Here is a 15,961-nt window from a genome sequence, read left to right as displayed (position 1 = left end):
TACCGACCTCATCGCAGCACATCGCCGCGCCGATGGGTTACAGGATCACAAACTGGCACACCGAATGTCCAGCCCAAGATCATCGATCCCGAATGAGTCAGCCCGCGCGAGCGAGTGACCGGCCGCCGCAACGGAACTCGCCGGCTCAACGTAGAAGCTTTCGAAACCTAAAACCACGATCAGCCACCGCGAAACTTTCACTCCCGGTGCATGCGAGGCAAAGCCGAGGACGATCTTCACCCGTTTAGCGCGGTGGCAATACGTTAAGGCCACTCTTGTCGCGCTCGAGCTTCAGCGGATCGCATTCCGCCGCCGTATCTTGCTTTTCTTCAGTGCAAGGGCGCGTTGAAGCGTGGGTTTGGGCAACCAATTGCCGCCCGGAAACATAGTGGCAGTACTGCTCGATGCAAAAAGCGGCCACCCGGTCGATGAGACGGGTTACGACTGTCATGAAGCCACGAGCTCTTGTGAGGTTTCCTCAATCAAGATCAGACGGCTCGGATCATTCAAATCGAACTCTATAACGCGTGGCGCAAAGAGGCGCGCATAACGCGTAAAAGCGCTCGTCGGGGGGAAACGGATCACAGTGTCGCATCGCGCAAGGAGATACATCTCGATGAGGGCGGAAACGCCGCCCCCGGCTCCGAGCGCCGCACTGTGCAACGGTCCGGCCTGAGGCGCCTGGAAGCGCTTTGGGATCGTGAAAACATCGGGAAACATAGCCGACACCTTCTCAAGGACGAGCGCGCTATCCGTGCACAGGAAAGGCCTGACAGGTTTCGCATGCGGTAACGCCTTGGCCTTGTCGATGGCATTACAGACCTGTTGCAAGGCGCGCTCCGTATCAGCCCAGTAGGGTGCATGCCCCATAATATCCTCGCCGTTGCCGTGCCGAATATGAATGCCGATCACGCTGTACGGTTCAAAGTGCTCCCCGAAGATGGCATCAATCCGTGCCTGCACTTCGGGTCGCGGCTTGATGCTCCGAAAGATCTCACGTTCAGCCTCCTCATCGCAGCGCCACATCAGGCAGGCGTCACACACAACCGTGTTTGCATCGCTATCTTGCTCGCTTTGGAACAGTTGATCGAGCTCGTCGCGTTCCCGGAAAATCTGCTCGTCGGGCCGATAGGCGCAATCAATGGTAGGCCTATTCCACCATGCCGGGAAGAATGGTCCCGGAAATGAACGCTGATTGATCTGGTCGTCGCAGATCACCGGTACGCCAGCAATGGCTTGAAGTGGTTCGAAAAAGACCGGAAAGGCGTTGGCGAATGGTTGATCGAGATAACAGGACCCGCGCCAATCGATGACCAGGTTCCGTCTGGTCCGCTGCGCAAAACGCCAAGCTGCCGCCAGCGACCACAGACAGTCGCCCAATCCCGTACGTCGTCGGGAAACAACGAACCGATCATTTTTTGAACCACCACGCATCTGCATTGCCTCCTTCCGGGCTCCTGGTTGAACAAGAGACGTCATTGGAGACACCTCATATTTGATCTCCGCCGATGTTATGGTCGGCGCTTGTGCTGCTCGCGAGTTGCGTCGGTAGAACTTCATGCAGCGCTATCCTCGTAGCGGGTTCTCTCAACGCGTTGCCTCTTTTCTTCCATTCAGAGCTGTTGCGCCGATATTCCCGATTTAAGCCGGATGCCTATTGTGCAACCTCGGCCTCGCTTTCTGTCCGTGGAGGCATAGCCGCGGCCATATCATAATCGCCGGTTATGCTTTGCCTTGCGCTTTACTGCGGACGCAAGCAGCGCGTGGCGGATGCAGCCGAACGCTGCGCTGCTCCCATACGAGCCGTAGTTCCTTCACGAGATCTTCGCGCTCGGGCTGGTCCAGCATAGTTGTGTCGAGAAGCCAGCCGAGCGAGGCCTCGCCCTCGATCCGCATCAGCAGATCGAAGAGCTCATGCGAGATACGCATGCCGTCGCGACCCGAATGTCCCATACGGATCTCGCAGACCGTTTCCTGACGATCTTCCGCTGTGTGAGAGCGAATACGATGAAGGGACGCATACGGAGGCAATGAAACGCTCAATGTACACCAATCCTGCAGCGCTGCCGCCCGCTTCTTGACGAGGAATGGCCCAACTACAAGTCCGTCCAGGTCAGTCGTCAAAAACGTGACGATGGCGTCTGAAACGGAATCCACGATTGGCTCGACATTGTTGTTAAAGGACGTGTTTAGAAGAACCGGAACGCCGGTTCGCTTCTTGAATGCATTAATGACATCCCAATAGGCAGGGTTTGTGTTGCGCGAGACCGTTTGCAGCCGAGCAGTCCCATCGACGTGCGTGACCGCACCGAGCACACTATGGTGGGCTTCACGCACACGAACCACGAAGTTCATAAAGGGAAACTCCCGCTTGCCGCCCGGGAGCTCAAAGAACTCACCTGCATCCTCCTCCAGTACTGATGGCGCAAACGGACGATACCCCTCACGCTTCTTGACCATCGCGTTGATCCGGTTCTTGTTTTCCGCTGGCCTCGGGTCGGCGAGAATGCTGCGGTTGCCAAGCGCACGTGGCCCGAACTCAGAACGGCCCTGAACCCAACCGATCACAGCGCCATTTGCCATCCAGTCGGCCGCACTGGCAGCGATGTCATCACTGCGTTGGATATCGAGGTGGCTGGACCATGCATTGAGCTCCTGTTCTACCGCTTGCTCCGTCCCGAGATCGGGCCCCCAATAGACGTCCGGCAATCGCTCACGCGGCGCAGGCCGCCCCAGCTCGTTTGACATCATCAATGCGGCGCCGAGTGCGCAACCGGCGTCGTGCGCCGCGGGTTGGACGAAGATGTCGTCGAAAAGCCCGGAATAGAGCAACTTACCGTTCACCGTGCAATTGTGGGCTACTCCTCCCGCCAGGCACAAACGCTTCATGCCCGTCGCATCGCGATGATGCCGCAGGATGTGAAAGACGATCCGCTCCAACGCTTCCTGGAGCGAAGCGCTGACATCTCGGTGCTGCTGCGTGAATGGCGTTCCCTTTCGCCGGACCTGGATGTCGCGGATCAAGGCTGGACCGATTCGGTCCAGGTAAACGCGATAGTCACCATTGTCCAACAATTCGTAGAACTGCGCGAAGAGCTCGCGATAAGGAGCAGGGTCACCATAGGGAGCAAGCCCCATCACTTTGTACTCATCGAACAATCCGTAGCCGAGATATCGGATTGTCTCGAGATAGAACAACCCCAGGGAGTTATGTTCTGGGAAGCTTGCGAGTTGCGAAATTTCGGTGCCAGACCCCACCGCCAGCAACCCCGAGAGAAAATCTCCGCCGCCATCGACCGCAAAGATGAGACTTTGCTCAAAGCCAGACATGGCAAACGCGCTCGCGGCATGCGCTTCATGGTGATTTACGAAGAACACGCGCGACGCATCGACCTCGGTGCCGAACTCCCGTGCCAGCAGCTGCCGTAGCAACAGTTTGGCGTCCAACGGAACGGGCTGAGAAACAAACAGCCGCTCGAGCATGGTATTGCAATAGGCTTCGGTCGCGTAGAACGCGATGCGGTCGATCTCGCTAAGCTCAACTCCTGCAGTTGAAAGGCAGTATCGGATCGAATTGCTAGGGAATTTGTTCGAGTGCTTAACTCGGTTGAGGCGCTCCTCTTCGACGGCAGCAATCACACGGCCATCCCGCACGAGAACCGCCGCGCCATCGTGCAGAAATGTATTGGGCAGCTCTGGCGAGCTTTCATAGATTCTGTCCAGACCGCCACTCACTCCCAGACACAACATCGCGTTCTCCATTTGATCATGACAGGAAGGCCACCCCCTCCCGACTAAATCGCCTGTACTGTCACGCTCCCTCTGCCGCGCGGGCCAGGTAGCACAACCAATGCTCTTGCGAAGCCGAACCGACGTCCGGCGGCTAGCCTATTGAGGTGCTCGGCGCTCACGCACCGATCGACCGAACCGGCGACGTACACCTGGCTTGATCGCGTCCTTCTAAAGCGATTGCCGCTGCTCCTGTGGCAGCTCACGCTGCCTCGACCCGGTGCAGAGAGCATAGCGATCGTCAACGCAGCAGGCGGCGCCGAAGCAATGCCGTCGACACAAAGAAAGGTAACACCGCGTACATGCAAAGCGCACCGACATGGACGGCGGCGCCGCCGCTGGCCGCGCGCTCCAGCATCGCCGGGCGAATGAGATCGACCGAATGCGCCAGCGGCAACAAGCCGGCGACGTGCTGAAAAGAGCTCGGCAATTGGCTCATCGGAAAGATTGCGCCACACAAAAACACCATGGGTGTCAAGATGAGCGTCTGGTAGAACACGAAGTAGTCGTAACTTGGCGCAAGAGATATGACGACCATCGCCAGACTTGCGAATACAAGGCCGGTCAGGGCGACCGTCGGCATCGCATACAAAATGGACAACCAGGACGCATAACCCAGCGTCGCAGCGACAATTCCGATTGCGGTTCCGGCCAGAACAGACTTGCTGGCCGCCCACACCAATTCGCCCAGAACGACGTCGCCCAGCGTGAGTTGTGTGGACAGGATTGCCTCCCAGGTCCGCTTGGCATCCATCCGTGCAAAGGTTGCATACATCGTTTCAAACGTCGCGGACGTCATCGCGCTGGTCGCGACCATGCCGGCTGCCAAAAACGCGATGTACGAAGTCCCTTCAACGCGGCCAACGATTAGCCCGAGGCCAAATCCAAGGCCAAACAGGTTGGTTATGGGATCTGCAAGGTTGCCGAGAACCGATGCAAGTGCGACTTTCCTCCATGCCAGGAAGTTTCGACGCCATACCGCGATCCAGTTATACGCATTAGCTGGCATCAGCGCCGCATAACTTTCACCCATCGCTCATTTCTCCATCTCGCGTCCGGTCAGCCGCAAAAACACGTCTTCGAGATTCGGCGGCCGCTGCAGAATGCGAAGACCCGCTCGCCCGCGCAGTTGAAGACCCACTTGCTCCGGATTGAGCGCATAACAAAACAGCGTCTCTCCACTTACCTCGATGTGCCGCGCATAAGGCCTGATCAACTCACCGAGCTCATGTGGATCACCGCCATAGACCTCGATCACGTTGCATCCGATATGCTCATCGATCAAGGTGTCCGGCTTGCCTTCGGCGATCTTGCGTCCACTTTCGAGCACACACAGCCGATCGCACAACCGTTCGGCCTCCTCCATGAAGTGAGTGGTCAAGAGGATCGTCTTGCCGCCCGCAAGCAGAACTCGCAAGCGCTCCCAGATCAGGTGGCGAGCGTGCGGATCAAGACCGGTTGTGGGCTCATCCATTACGAGCAGATGCGGATCATTGATCAAGGCACGCGCCAGCGTTAGCCGCCGTTTCATACCACCCGAAAGCCTTGCGACGCGCACGTCCGCCTTGCTTTCGAGACGGGCAAACTCCAGTAACGAGGGTACAACCGCCTCGATCTTGTGAGCGCTCATGCCGAAATAGCGACCAAAAACCCGGAGGTTCTCCCGTACGGTGAACTCGAGTTCAAGGTTATCGAACTGCGGCACGACGCCAATGCGCACCCGTGCGACACGGGCGCGCGCAGGCACAGGCTCATTGAGGACCGTAATCTTGCCTGCGTCCGGCGAGATCATCCCGAGGAGCATACGCGCAATGGTGCTCTTGCCGGCTCCATTCGGCCCGAGCAGGCCGAAGCATTCTCCGCGAGCAACCGAGAACGACAGTTCATCGACGATGATCTTGTCGCCAAATGACTTTCTCACGCCGGCAAGGTCGATTGCTGCGGTGGACATGTTCATATTAGGCCGACAGAAGTCGTTCGGTCGACGTTGGTTTCGTTACGGCTGTTTTGGTCCAGAGCAGACCGTCGCACCACACATGCTCCACGCGTCCCCACTGGCAAGCGGCAGCGGCATCCGGGAAGAATCCTCGCCCGTGAAGGTTGGCGCTCGTATTGCAAAGCAACGGAATGCCCGTGAGCTGCTCAAACTCGACGAGCACCTCCGCGATTTTGTGCGGAGAGTTGCGGGCAACTGTCTGCAACCGCGCAGAGCCATCCAGATGGACGATAGCGGGGATCTTATCGCGCCACTCCGCGCGGGTCTGGTGATCGAACAGCATATAAGGATCCGGCGTCCCGGGCTCGAAGATCTCTGGCGCCCGATCCTCCAGGCAAATCGGCGCCACCGGCCGGAAATGCTCACGGCGCTTGATGTCGTTGAGATGATCCTTCATCGCCGGCGAGGACGCTGCTGCAAGAATGCTTCTGCCGCCCAACGCCCGCGGCCCAAGCTCGGCCCGTCCCGAAAGGAAGATTACGGGCTTGTTGTCGGCGAGAATGGCCGCAAGCTCGCGGAGACTGCATGGCGCAGCCTCCCATTCTGACGGACTTTCGCTGGCCTGCAGCGCCGGACCACTGTAGACCGACCATTCCAGTGGGCCGAACCCCTTTTGTACCGCCATCGCACTGCACGCAGCGCCAATTGCAGAGCCGCTGTCATTTGGAAACGGCGGCACCCAGACCTCATCAAACAATCCCGTCGCGCGAAGCGCGCTGTTCCACTTGATATTGAGCCCGCACCCCCCGGCTACACATAGATTTCTTGCGCCCGGAAGCGACGAGTGCCGTAGCAGAACCATCGCGATTTCTCGGACAAGAAGACGTTCCAGGAACACATGGAATGACGCAAGGACGTCTTCCGCTCGCTTGGCCGTCAGGCGCAGTGCGCTCGCCTCGAAAAAGTCGTGCACAGCGGCAAGCGACGCTTCCGCATTGTTGATGTCGGCGCGGTAGCGACGGGCCTGCTCCGTATCCGCCGCGAAGCGCTTTTCGTAAAGCTCTTGAAACACTGCCACGATGGTTTCGTCGACAGAGCCAAGCGCAATATAGGCCATCAGCTTGCCGGCGATGCCCAAGTCCCAATTCGCGCGATTCGGCTGCCTGTAAGGCCCGAAATGAAGGCCCGCGGCCGCATAGGCATGACCGATCATCGGAAACAGGCTGGCAATGAGCCGCGCGCCTCCAGTCTCTACATAGTAGAGACGCGGAAAGATGCAGCCATCCCATACCAGACAGAACGCAGGTTTTCTGGCACTGGCAAACGGGCTGGTGCTATATGCTGAGGCGACGTGGCCTGTGACGTGCGGGTAACTTTTATAGGGAAACACCTTGCCGCCGAGGATCAGGCCATAGCCATCGACGGAATCTAGGAGGCCCCCGGCATGGCGCTCGACATATGGCGCCCCTTTCAACGCAATCGGAACGGCCCCACTCAGTACCTGGAACTGCGACTCGATCTCCCCATCCCAGCCGTCGATGACGAACTGATCAATATCTCGTGGATCCAGGCCATGCTCAGCCAACGCGAGCACGACTGCATCGAGGTTATCGACGGATTGATACCGTGGATTATTGCCGCGCTTCTCTTGCTCGGTGCAAAAGACGAGCTGCCCGTCCTCGACGACAGCAATTGCCCCGTCGTGTGTTAACTTGATGCCGCAGATGCGCATACGACCCCCTAGCCTAATGATCTAACTTTGGTTGTTCTGATGAGTTAGCTGGCTTCCGGAACAGGACGAGCAAACAGTCTTCGTTGACCGACTCAGTATGGCAATGCAGACGCTCGACCTCGGATAGGCTCTCATTGAAGAGAGCAATCACCGTTTCAGCACCGGCAGCATGACCCCAGCGTCGACACGTGGCATCACGCGCAGATCCGAACACCAGAGCGCCGTTTGGTGCAAGCATACTCACCAAGTTGCGGATGGCTGCGTGCATCTCGGCGATGTCCTTGAGGTAGTAAAGAACCTCGGCTACGACGATCAGGTCGAACTCCTCAGCGGTCGAGAACTGCTGAATGTCGCACGGAATCCACGTGATATGCGACCACCTCTTGGTCCGTTGGCGCGCCCGCTCGATCGCCTGCGGCATGACATCGACCACTGTGACTCGTTGACAGTGAGGCGCCATCATTTCGGTGAATGCGCCGGCTGCACATCCGACTTCGAGGGCATGCACAACATCACCGCTGCAGCGTGACATCCTGAGCATCTGCGCGTATCGCTCCTGCTCGAACGAATTGCTGTCGAGGCGCCATGGATCATCGACAGCCAATTCTCGCTCCAACAGCTGATGGTTCTTGTCCAGTGTCACGGGTCATTCAACCTATTTGTAGGCGCTCGATCGATCGCGACCGCAAACACGCTCGGTCGCGGGCAAGCTTGATGGACGGCGCGAAAGCCCGGGCTTACGAACTGCGGCAGAGCTCACCCCACTTCTTGCAGAGCTTATTCCAGCGGTCGCATGCGGGAGGACAGCCTTCTCTTCTCCATCGCTTGTCACGATGACTTTGCGCGACAGCCAATCGCTGTTGCTCAATGTACAAAGTGCATAGGCCTTCAACGGCAGCAAGAGAAAGATGTTCATGGGCGTGTGGAGCGAGAAGCCGAGGAACCTCATATCGCGAGCACGGAACGCTGCCACGCTGCACCGGACCATCGTCATTGCTGCAATCGTCAGCAACGTCCACCAGGCCACCGACCCGGCGATGACGAACTGCGCGAGCGCAGCCAGTGATGACAAGGCGAGAAGCAAGGGGCCGAGATTTTGTCCGACAACGTCTAGCGTGAGATAGCCATCGAGCTCGGGCAGCAAGCGCAACGCAAGAAACGTGTCCCGAAAGGTACTGCGGGCCCAGCGAAGTTGCTGTCGCAGATATGGTCCCAGGCTGTCAGGCACCACTGTTGCCGCGATCGCGTCGGGGACATACTCGGTTCGGAACCCCGCCTTGAGCATGAGGATCGTTAGATGACGATCCTCGCCGAAATCACTTGGCTTCCCACGGAACAATTGCGTTTCGTATTGATCAAGCAGCAAGGCGAGCGCAGAGCGACGATACATAGCACATGGGCCACAGCAGCACATCACCGCACCAAAGCGAGCCTGTGCCGCACGCTCCTCGTTGCAGGCTAGCCAGTATTCCATATCGATCAGCTTGGTCAGCCATGTTTCGTTGCGATTGCTCGCTATCAACTGCCCCATGGCCGCACCCACATCTGGGTCCTGCATCTTCAATACAAGCTTCGTGACCACGTCAGCCGCAAGTATCGTATCCGAGTCGACGTTGAGGACCAGATCGCCGGAAGAGCTGCGTATCGCAGCAATCTGCGCCTTGCGCTTTCCGACGTTCTTGGCCAGCAAAATGATGCGAAACCTCGGATCGGTCGCATAGATTTTGTGCACAGGCCCCACGAGATCGCGATTTGCGGACCCGTCGTCGACCACATGGACCTGCAGCCTTCCAGCGTAGTCTTGGCTTGCAATCGACGCGAGGCAGTCAGAGAGTGTGTTTGGGTCCTCGTTGAACGAGGGTACAATGACATCTACGCTTGGTAGAGCCATCTCGGCTTGTCCCCGCTCGTCCCGCAGCGATGCGGGGCTGGCCGGCCGAGCGTAAAGCGCTTGCGCGCTCTTGTAGACGGTCGAGAGCAGCGCATAAGACGAAACGGCGACGGCGCTGGTTGTAGCGAGCAGGTCCATGGGGGTGCCAGTTTTGTTCAGTGAAGTTGAGGAAGCGGATGGATTTCGAACCCGCGCCGTTGGAGTGCCGGAATCAGATATGACAGCGCCCTCACCGTCTGATCGCGCGAAGTGGCATCCGAGCACGATCTCTCCTCGCCGGGAGGATATCCGTCGTGCAGGAGCACAATTGCGCCCGGTCGAATAGCCGCCAGCACTGAGCTCACGATGCGATCAACCCCAGGGCGCGCCCAATCTCTCGGATCGACCGACCAGTGCACGGCTGCGAGACCAGCCTTGGCTGACGTAGCAAGCACGTCTTGGGTCCATATGCCGTAGGGTGCCCGCATGTGCCTGGGTAACGCCTGCGGGCAAGCCGAACGTATCGCCCTGCTCGCCGTTAGTACCTCATCGTGTACCTCTGCTGGTTCGCATCTGGACAAATCTGGATGGGTCATCGTGTGGTTTGCAACCTCGTGCCCTTCGGCGATCATTCGTCGAATGAGTTCAGGTTGATTGGCCACGTAGGTGCCGATAACGAAGAACGTCGCAGGCACCCGATGTTGCGTCAGCACATCGAGGACGTCCGGCGTGCAGAAGGGGTTTGGCCCATCATCGAAGGTCAAGTAGACCGAGCGAGTTCCGCTGACGTCATCATAGTTGCGCCGCACCGCGGACAGGGGGATGAGTTCGTTCACAGCTCGGGCCCGTTCCGATCGATAATCGTTCCGGCAGGCCACTCGCCTAATGAGCGTTCAAGCGGGAACACCACCACGAGGACGTCTTCGATGCGGATCGGCGACAAATTGGGGTAGACATCCGGCTGGGTGGAGCGGACGCGAACGCCAGACATCAGGGTTGCCAAACCCCTGCCTTCCGACCAGCCTGGTGAGATGCTTCTCAAGCGCGGGCCGGACCGTACCAAAGCCGAACGGCACCCCAAGCTGCCGCAGCGCAGGATACATCACGCGCATTGAGTGGCTGATTCCAAGCCCTTCGAGGTCCGGACGCACGGCATATAGTCCGAGTTCGGCCACGAGAAGGTCGACGCCATCAATCTTGATGAAGCGGCGTAGTAGGCCGATGTGAGCAGCGACGCCGCGTGCGTCGTAACCGATTGCGCGGAGTTCAGGCCGTGCACCGGCCCAACTTCGATTACCTTCGAATGGCTGCGCATTGAACGCACCGGTCGGCCCGTAGCTGTTACGGAAGAAGTCGGCAAGCTCGGCATGATCGGCGAGCTGCAGCTCGTTTTCCCAGCGAAGGCTCCACCGGACTTGAGTGCGCGCGTAAGGCTCTTCCGCAGACCGCGACACGGCAATATTCATGACGTACTTCCCTGCGCCAGTGGACGTGAGAGCGGAGATGGTCACGTAAGCACCTCGCTAATTGCCGAACCGGTGATTAATCTGAAATGCGCTGGCATGCGGCATCCGCGCTCGGCTCTCCTCGCAGACCGCGCGAGAGCAGACCGAATCGGAATGGCGGCCTCATTAGCGGCAAGACGATCTCGCACCTCGCGCGCATCTTTCCGGCCAATGCCATGGTCGAAACATGCCCGGACGTCCCAACGAAGCGATTGGATTGCCCGGAGCCTGTCTGCGGCATGAAGGCGCTCCGCCTCGTCCAAGATCATGATCGGCGCTGTCGCATCGCGGGGCAGGCCATCGATTCGTGAGAGCTCATCGAGGACACACCCGACTGGCACCAGATCAACTTCGGTTCTATGCATCTTCGACGCGCCTTGAATTGCGATAATTGCGATGAACAGGCGCGCCATTTGGCCAATCGCCGGAGATATTTGGCATCCGCAATCTGCGCACGCCGCTTGGTCGCGACACTAAGGTGAGGCTGAGCACGCTCTCAAGTGTACGCGGGTAAACCGCCGATATGGAAAGGGTTGGCACACACATACGAAGGTTTATCGGGACCTTGCTAGCGTCACATCGCGTGCTCGTCGCACCGGGAAGAGCCGCAATTCGCATGCGACAGCGATATCCGTTTCCCAAATTGATTCGGCAGGTGCCTGCACGTCCAGGAGTCTTTCTCGGAGCCCGCGTACGACCAGCAGCCATCGTGGTATGCCTAATTCATTTTCCAAACTGATGTTTGCTATCCAACATTCCGCAATTTGGTAAAATCGATTGTTTCGATAGAAAACATCCACACGATGGATAGACCCACAACATGCGGTTCAAGGGACTAGATCTAAACCTTCTCGTTGCGCTCGACGCTCTGATGACGGAACGCAATCTCACAGCGGCTGCGCGCAAAATAAACCTGAGCCAGCCCGCTATGAGCGCTGCGATCGCGCGGCTCCGCAGCTACTTTCGCGACGAATTGTTTACGATGAGAGGTCGCGAGCTCGTCCTGACACCCGGCGCGGAGGCGCTTGCGGGTCCGGTACGCGAGGCCCTGCTGCACATCCAACTTTCGATCATTTCTCGGGACGCGTTCGACCCGGCTCAGTCGAACCGGCGCTTCAGGGTCATTCTCTCCGATTTCATGACAATCGTGTTTTTTCGGAGAATTGTCGATCGCATCGCGCAGGAGGCGCCTGCAGTGCGTTTCGAACTGCTGCCATTTTCCGATGAACCCGGTGAGCTCCTCCGCCGCGGCGAAGTCGACTTTCTCATTCTACCGGAATTGTTCATGTCGAGTGCGCATCCTAAAGCGACGCTATTCGACGAGACTCTCGTATGCGTGGGATGCCGCACGAACAAGCAGCTATCGAGACCACTTACATTCGAGAAATACAATTCTATGGGGCATGTTACGGCCAAGTTCGGACGGGCGCTGAGGCCCAATCTCGAGGAATGGTTTTTGCTCGAGCACGGCTTGAAACGACGCATCGAGGTCATTGTGCAAGGCTTTAGTCTGATTCCGCCCATATTGTTGGACACGAGCCGGATAGGGACAATGCCCTTACGTCTCGCCAGACACTTCGAAAAGCGGATGCCCCTGCGGATTGTGGAGCCACCGCTTCCCCTGCCCACTTTCACCGAGGCCGTGCAGTGGCCCGCGTTCCACAACACCGATCCGGCGAGCATTTGGATGCGGCGGATATTGTTGGATGAAGCATCCAACATGGCATCTGAACATCGGGAGCCCCCAACGCGCAGGCGCGGCTAGATTCGCGCCCCCGGCAGATGCAAAATATCCTAATCAATCATTCGACGGCTTGGCCGGCTTTCTCATTTTAACTCCCGTGCGGCCACGCTGCAAAACGCGCGATCCGGCGATGGATTGCGAGGGCTTACCGGCTCTTGGCCGCGATGATCTCGCAAAGTATGGTTTAGTGCCTTGTCCTGCAAGCAAGGTCCGGCAGCATCGCGGAAGGACGCGCGTTTTCGAGTGCGATGGTTTAGCGAACCCAATTAAATCGCTTGAACCCGACACTGCGTCAGGTTGTAGTTTGCCTCCCAACGATGCGCTGGCGGACGTCGATGGGGCGAATTGGGCGAACTCGTGGCTGTGACGGGATGGGCACCTACGCTGGTCTGCCGGTGGCAATTTGACCAGGTTGAGTTGCGAGTGTGGTCGGAATTGACGGACTCGCTAGGGTTGGCGCTCCCACGGGCCCAGCCGTATGTCGTCGCCCTGCTCGCCATTCTGCGGTGATCCGCGAGCTACTTTTCGCGATCACACGGCAGGAACAGAGTCGATTCGGGCGAGCCGATGATACCGCTTCAGAAGCAGCCGTTGCCGAACATTGTACGCACCGCGAAGAGATCGCGTGGGATAATAAGATATGCGTTTCAAAGGCCTGGATCTGAATCTTCTCGTCGCCCTTGATGCTCTGATGGCTGAGCGCAGCCTTTCCGCAGCAGCGCGCAAGATTAACCTCAGTCAACCGGCCATGAGCGCAGCCGTTGCCCGGCTGCGCTCCTATTTCCGTGATGAGCTGTTTGCAATGAGAGGCCGGGAACTTGTCCCAACCTCACGCGCAGAGGGACTGGCGGCTCCCGTTCGCGAGGCTCTGATGCACATCCAACTCTCCATTATCGCGCGGGATGCGTTCGACCCGGGACAATCGAATCGGCGATTCAGGATCGGCCTTTCTGATTTCATAACGGTCGTGTTCTTCCGACATGTCGTCGAGCGTGTCGCACGAGAAGCACCGGCCGTCAGCTTCGAACTGGTGGCGCTCGCCGATGAGCACGATGAGCTTCTCCGGCGCTGCGAGGTTGATTTTGTTATTCTCCCGGAACTGTTCATGTCCAGCGCGCACCCGCGGATAGCCCTATTCGAGGAAAGGCTTGTGTGCGTAGGCTGCGGCACGAACGGCCGGCTACGGCGGCGGCTTACATTTGATCAGTATATGTCAATGGGCCACGTCGCGGTTAAGCTCGCGCGTCAGCCTCCCATCGAGGAGTCTTTTCTGCTCGATCGCGGCCTCAACCGACGCATCGACGTTCTCGTGCAGAGCTACGGCATGATTCCGCCCATGCTGGTGGGCACGAGCCGCGTAGGGACCATGCCATTAAGGCTCGTTAAGCATTTCGAAAGGACGGTGCCCCTTCGGATTGCCGAGCTTCCGCAGCCATTCCCCACCTTCATCGAGGCGGTCCAATGGACTGCCCTTCATAACAGCGATCCGGAAAGCATCTGGATGCGAGAGATATTGGTGCAGGAGGCGGGTCGCATGACCTCTGCTCCTGACGAGCGCTCCATGATCTGCGCTTTGGAGCAGCCGGAGACTGAAGCCAGCTTGGCGGGACCTGCCTCGCGGCTATCGTAACGACTTTTGCAAGGCGCGCGACCTTGTATCCGGCTGCATGTCTCGACAGCTGCTCCTGCTTGAACTCGCTCTTTGCTCATGAACGTCCCGCAGTCTCGCTGCCCGGTCGGCTATCATGATGCCGTTGCGAAACTCCCATATTGGTATCACGCCGCACATGGCGGCGGCGGCTCAAGCCGCCTGCCGCGTTGCCTTAGTTGATCACGCATCAGAGAGCACGCACTGGACGCTTAAGTCAGACCCTTGCGTTGCAAGCGGAGCCTCGCCTACTGGCCTCATATACATGACTAAGATCAGCTCGGGGCTCGCCGTCTACCCTCAGAGCCAGTAGTACTCCTAATGCCCGGAGCCGATTCGCTTCCGCCGAGCTCACATGACGCACAGCCAGCGCAGCGATTGATTTACGCAGATAGCGGGAATCGCTCGTGCGATTTTGCAAGACACCGCGTACCAGTGTTGCCTTGTCGCATCACCTAGAAGCGCTCTGCATCTTCATAGCGCTGCGCCGCCGGACCGACTTCTTTTGGCCCTACCGCGGTCAAACGCCTTGACGACGTGCGCTGCCTTGGCGCAATGACCAACAAGGAGCTAAACGTTGAAACAATACAGCGGCGTATTCGATCCGGAAGAGCTTTCTATCTTGGGAAGACTTTTTGATGGCGCGATCACCGCGCTACCCCCGTCGATGCGAACCCCTGAAAATCGAACAGCTGTCGCCAAACTCATCTTGGAGCGTACAGCGATCGGCGAGTCTAGACTGGCATGCCTGATGAACTTGTTGGTCATGATTTCCCCTCAGGGTTGATCGCCAGCCGTTCTGAGGATAGTGACCATCTCTTACGCTGGAATGGAAGACGATCCAGCTAGAGCTTTGAAATAGCTTGAATCATACGTGACGTCAGGTTGTAGGCTTTGAAATTGAACAACATGAGCAAAGCTACACCACGAAGGCGTCGATGGCGCATTGGCGAACTTGCAGAGGCGACCGGAGTAACGGTACGCACGCTGCATCATTATGAACACACGGGTCTCTTAGCCGCATCAGAGCGTACGGACGGCGGCCACCGGATGTACGATCGTGAAAGCGTTCAACGGGTTCATCAAATTCGCGCGCTACGTGAGCTTGGCTTTTCCCTTAACGAGATCCGTAAAGCGATGGAGGGCACCACTTCACTCATTGACCTCCTGCGCAAGCATTTGGAGCGGATCGAACTTCAAGTCGCCCGAGCAACCCTGTTGCGAGATCGCTTGCGCGACATGACGACGGACAGTGAAATCCAGGTAAGTGTAGATGAGCTGCCTGCCACCTTGAATGCCATGTCTCGGGTCGAGACGCGTAGTCAGGCGTCCAGATGCACATGCAAGTTGGCTGCAGAGCGCGAGGATCGGTGGCGGCGGATCCGGGACGAACTGCGTGATTGTATGGATAGGGGCGAACACCCTTGCGGCGAGCGCGCAAAGGCTGTCGCGGTTGAAGCGCGGTTGCTGATCGGCGAAATCGCCGGAGCTGATTCACGCGTTTCGACGATCCTGAAGGTCCTTGCGCGGTTAAGTGCCCCCCGCAGTCTAGCTGGTTGGGATCCCAGTCTCATGCAGTATCTCGATCTTGCCCTTGCCGGGTTGGAGGATCAGCCGTACTGACAGCTTGGGGGAGGGACGCGTGCAGGATGGCCCGTCGGTCTCTGTCGTCAAGATGAGAACGGGATGAGGCCTCGGTAGCTGGTTCTGATGCGCGGCGGCTGAGTTGTGCGGCTC

13 protein-coding genes and 1 pseudogene are annotated in these 15,961 nt (G+C 58.2%); 4 read left to right on the top strand and 10 right to left on the bottom strand.

Annotation, left to right across the window (positions count from 1 at the left end):
• Positions 1-244: 244 nt before the first annotated feature.
• The 10 genes and pseudogenes from ACVWY5_RS06285 to ACVWY5_RS06240 form a co-directional block, all read right to left on the bottom strand.
• Positions 245-451 (bottom strand): hypothetical protein, encoded by a 207-nt coding sequence (locus ACVWY5_RS06285; RefSeq protein WP_321177119.1) that lies wholly within the window; start codon positions 449-451, stop codon positions 245-247.
• The gene (locus ACVWY5_RS06280; RefSeq protein ID WP_321177120.1) at positions 448-1,560 is read right to left on the bottom strand and encodes a nodulation protein NodZ; all 1,113 of its coding nucleotides are present in this window, start codon (positions 1,558-1,560) and stop codon (positions 448-450) included. The genes ACVWY5_RS06285 and ACVWY5_RS06280 overlap by 4 nt, the downstream gene beginning before the upstream one ends.
• Before the next feature lie 162 nt (positions 1,561-1,722).
• Positions 1,723-3,750 (bottom strand): carbamoyltransferase family protein, encoded by a 2,028-nt coding sequence (locus ACVWY5_RS06275; RefSeq protein ID WP_028337423.1) that lies wholly within the window; start codon positions 3,748-3,750, stop codon positions 1,723-1,725.
• Between the two features lie 280 nt (positions 3,751-4,030).
• Positions 4,031-4,822: an ABC transporter permease gene (locus ACVWY5_RS06270; protein WP_028337422.1), complete on the bottom strand. Its 792-nt coding sequence runs from the start codon at positions 4,820-4,822 to the stop codon at positions 4,031-4,033.
• Between the two features lie 3 nt (positions 4,823-4,825).
• Positions 4,826-5,746, bottom strand: coding sequence for a nodulation factor ABC transporter ATP-binding protein NodI (gene nodI / locus ACVWY5_RS06265; RefSeq protein WP_321177121.1), 921 nt, complete (start codon positions 5,744-5,746; stop codon positions 4,826-4,828).
• Between the two features lies 1 nt (position 5,747).
• Complete coding sequence (nodU, locus tag ACVWY5_RS06260) at positions 5,748-7,457, bottom strand: nodulation protein NodU (protein WP_028337420.1); 1,710 nt, start codon at positions 7,455-7,457, stop codon at positions 5,748-5,750.
• Positions 7,458-7,470: 13 nt separating this feature from the next.
• A complete protein-coding gene (gene nodS / locus ACVWY5_RS06255; RefSeq protein ID WP_028337419.1) occupies positions 7,471-8,100 on the bottom strand; it encodes a nodulation methyltransferase NodS in 630 nt (209 codons plus the stop codon).
• Between the two features lie 12 nt (positions 8,101-8,112).
• Complete coding sequence (nodC, locus tag ACVWY5_RS06250; protein WP_028337418.1) at positions 8,113-9,486, bottom strand: chitooligosaccharide synthase NodC; 1,374 nt, start codon at positions 9,484-9,486, stop codon at positions 8,113-8,115.
• A 17-nt stretch (positions 9,487-9,503) separates the two neighbouring features.
• Positions 9,504-10,163 (bottom strand): chitooligosaccharide deacetylase NodB, encoded by a 660-nt coding sequence (gene nodB / locus ACVWY5_RS06245; RefSeq protein WP_028337417.1) that lies wholly within the window; start codon positions 10,161-10,163, stop codon positions 9,504-9,506.
• Positions 10,160-10,793: pseudogene (locus tag ACVWY5_RS06240) on the bottom strand (NodA family N-acyltransferase). The gene nodB and the pseudogene ACVWY5_RS06240 overlap by 4 nt, the downstream one beginning before the upstream one ends.
• An 859-nt stretch (positions 10,794-11,652) precedes the next feature.
• Here ACVWY5_RS06240 and nodD1 point away from each other — a divergent pair.
• The 4 genes from nodD1 (at position 11,653) to ACVWY5_RS06220 (ending at position 15,847) form a co-directional block, all read left to right on the top strand.
• The gene (nodD1, locus tag ACVWY5_RS06235; protein ID WP_028337414.1) at positions 11,653-12,597 is read left to right on the top strand and encodes a transcriptional regulator NodD1; all 945 of its coding nucleotides are present in this window, start codon (positions 11,653-11,655) and stop codon (positions 12,595-12,597) included.
• A gap of 619 nt (positions 12,598-13,216) precedes the next feature.
• Entirely contained in the window at positions 13,217-14,206 is a 990-nt protein-coding gene (nodD2, locus tag ACVWY5_RS06230; protein WP_028337413.1) for a transcriptional regulator NodD2, read from the top strand.
• Positions 14,207-14,801: 595 nt separating this feature from the next.
• On the top strand, positions 14,802-15,011 hold the full coding sequence (locus ACVWY5_RS06225; RefSeq protein WP_080667276.1) for a hypothetical protein: 210 nt from the start codon (positions 14,802-14,804) through the stop codon (positions 15,009-15,011).
• Positions 15,012-15,133: 122 nt separating this feature from the next.
• On the top strand, positions 15,134-15,847 hold the full coding sequence (locus ACVWY5_RS06220) for a MerR family transcriptional regulator (protein ID WP_028337412.1): 714 nt from the start codon (positions 15,134-15,136) through the stop codon (positions 15,845-15,847).
• The last annotated feature ends 114 nt before the right edge of the window (positions 15,848-15,961 follow it).

This window comes from Bradyrhizobium sp. USDA 3256 (assembly GCF_054058275.1).
Note: the sequence above shows the minus strand (reverse complement) of the source record. Positions and strands in the feature narration are given on the sequence as shown.

Coding starts and splice junctions, on each gene's coding strand:
- nodC (WP_028337418.1), bottom strand. CDS start 9,486: ATGGACCTGCTCGCTACAACCAGCGCCGTCGCCGTTTCGTCTTATGCG.
- ACVWY5_RS06270 (WP_028337422.1), bottom strand. CDS start 4,822: ATGGGTGAAAGTTATGCGGCGCTGATGCCAGCTAATGCGTATAACTGG.
- nodD1 (WP_028337414.1), top strand. CDS start 11,653: ATGCGGTTCAAGGGACTAGATCTAAACCTTCTCGTTGCGCTCGACGCT.
- nodD2 (WP_028337413.1), top strand. CDS start 13,217: ATGCGTTTCAAAGGCCTGGATCTGAATCTTCTCGTCGCCCTTGATGCT.
- ACVWY5_RS06285 (WP_321177119.1), bottom strand. CDS start 451: ATGACAGTCGTAACCCGTCTCATCGACCGGGTGGCCGCTTTTTGCATC.
- nodI (WP_321177121.1), bottom strand. CDS start 5,746: ATGAACATGTCCACCGCAGCAATCGACCTTGCCGGCGTGAGAAAGTCA.
- ACVWY5_RS06280 (WP_321177120.1), bottom strand. CDS start 1,560: ATGAAGTTCTACCGACGCAACTCGCGAGCAGCACAAGCGCCGACCATA.
- ACVWY5_RS06220 (WP_028337412.1), top strand. CDS start 15,134: ATGAGCAAAGCTACACCACGAAGGCGTCGATGGCGCATTGGCGAACTT.
- ACVWY5_RS06275 (WP_028337423.1), bottom strand. CDS start 3,750: ATGTTGTGTCTGGGAGTGAGTGGCGGTCTGGACAGAATCTATGAAAGC.
- nodU (WP_028337420.1), bottom strand. CDS start 7,457: ATGCGCATCTGCGGCATCAAGTTAACACACGACGGGGCAATTGCTGTC.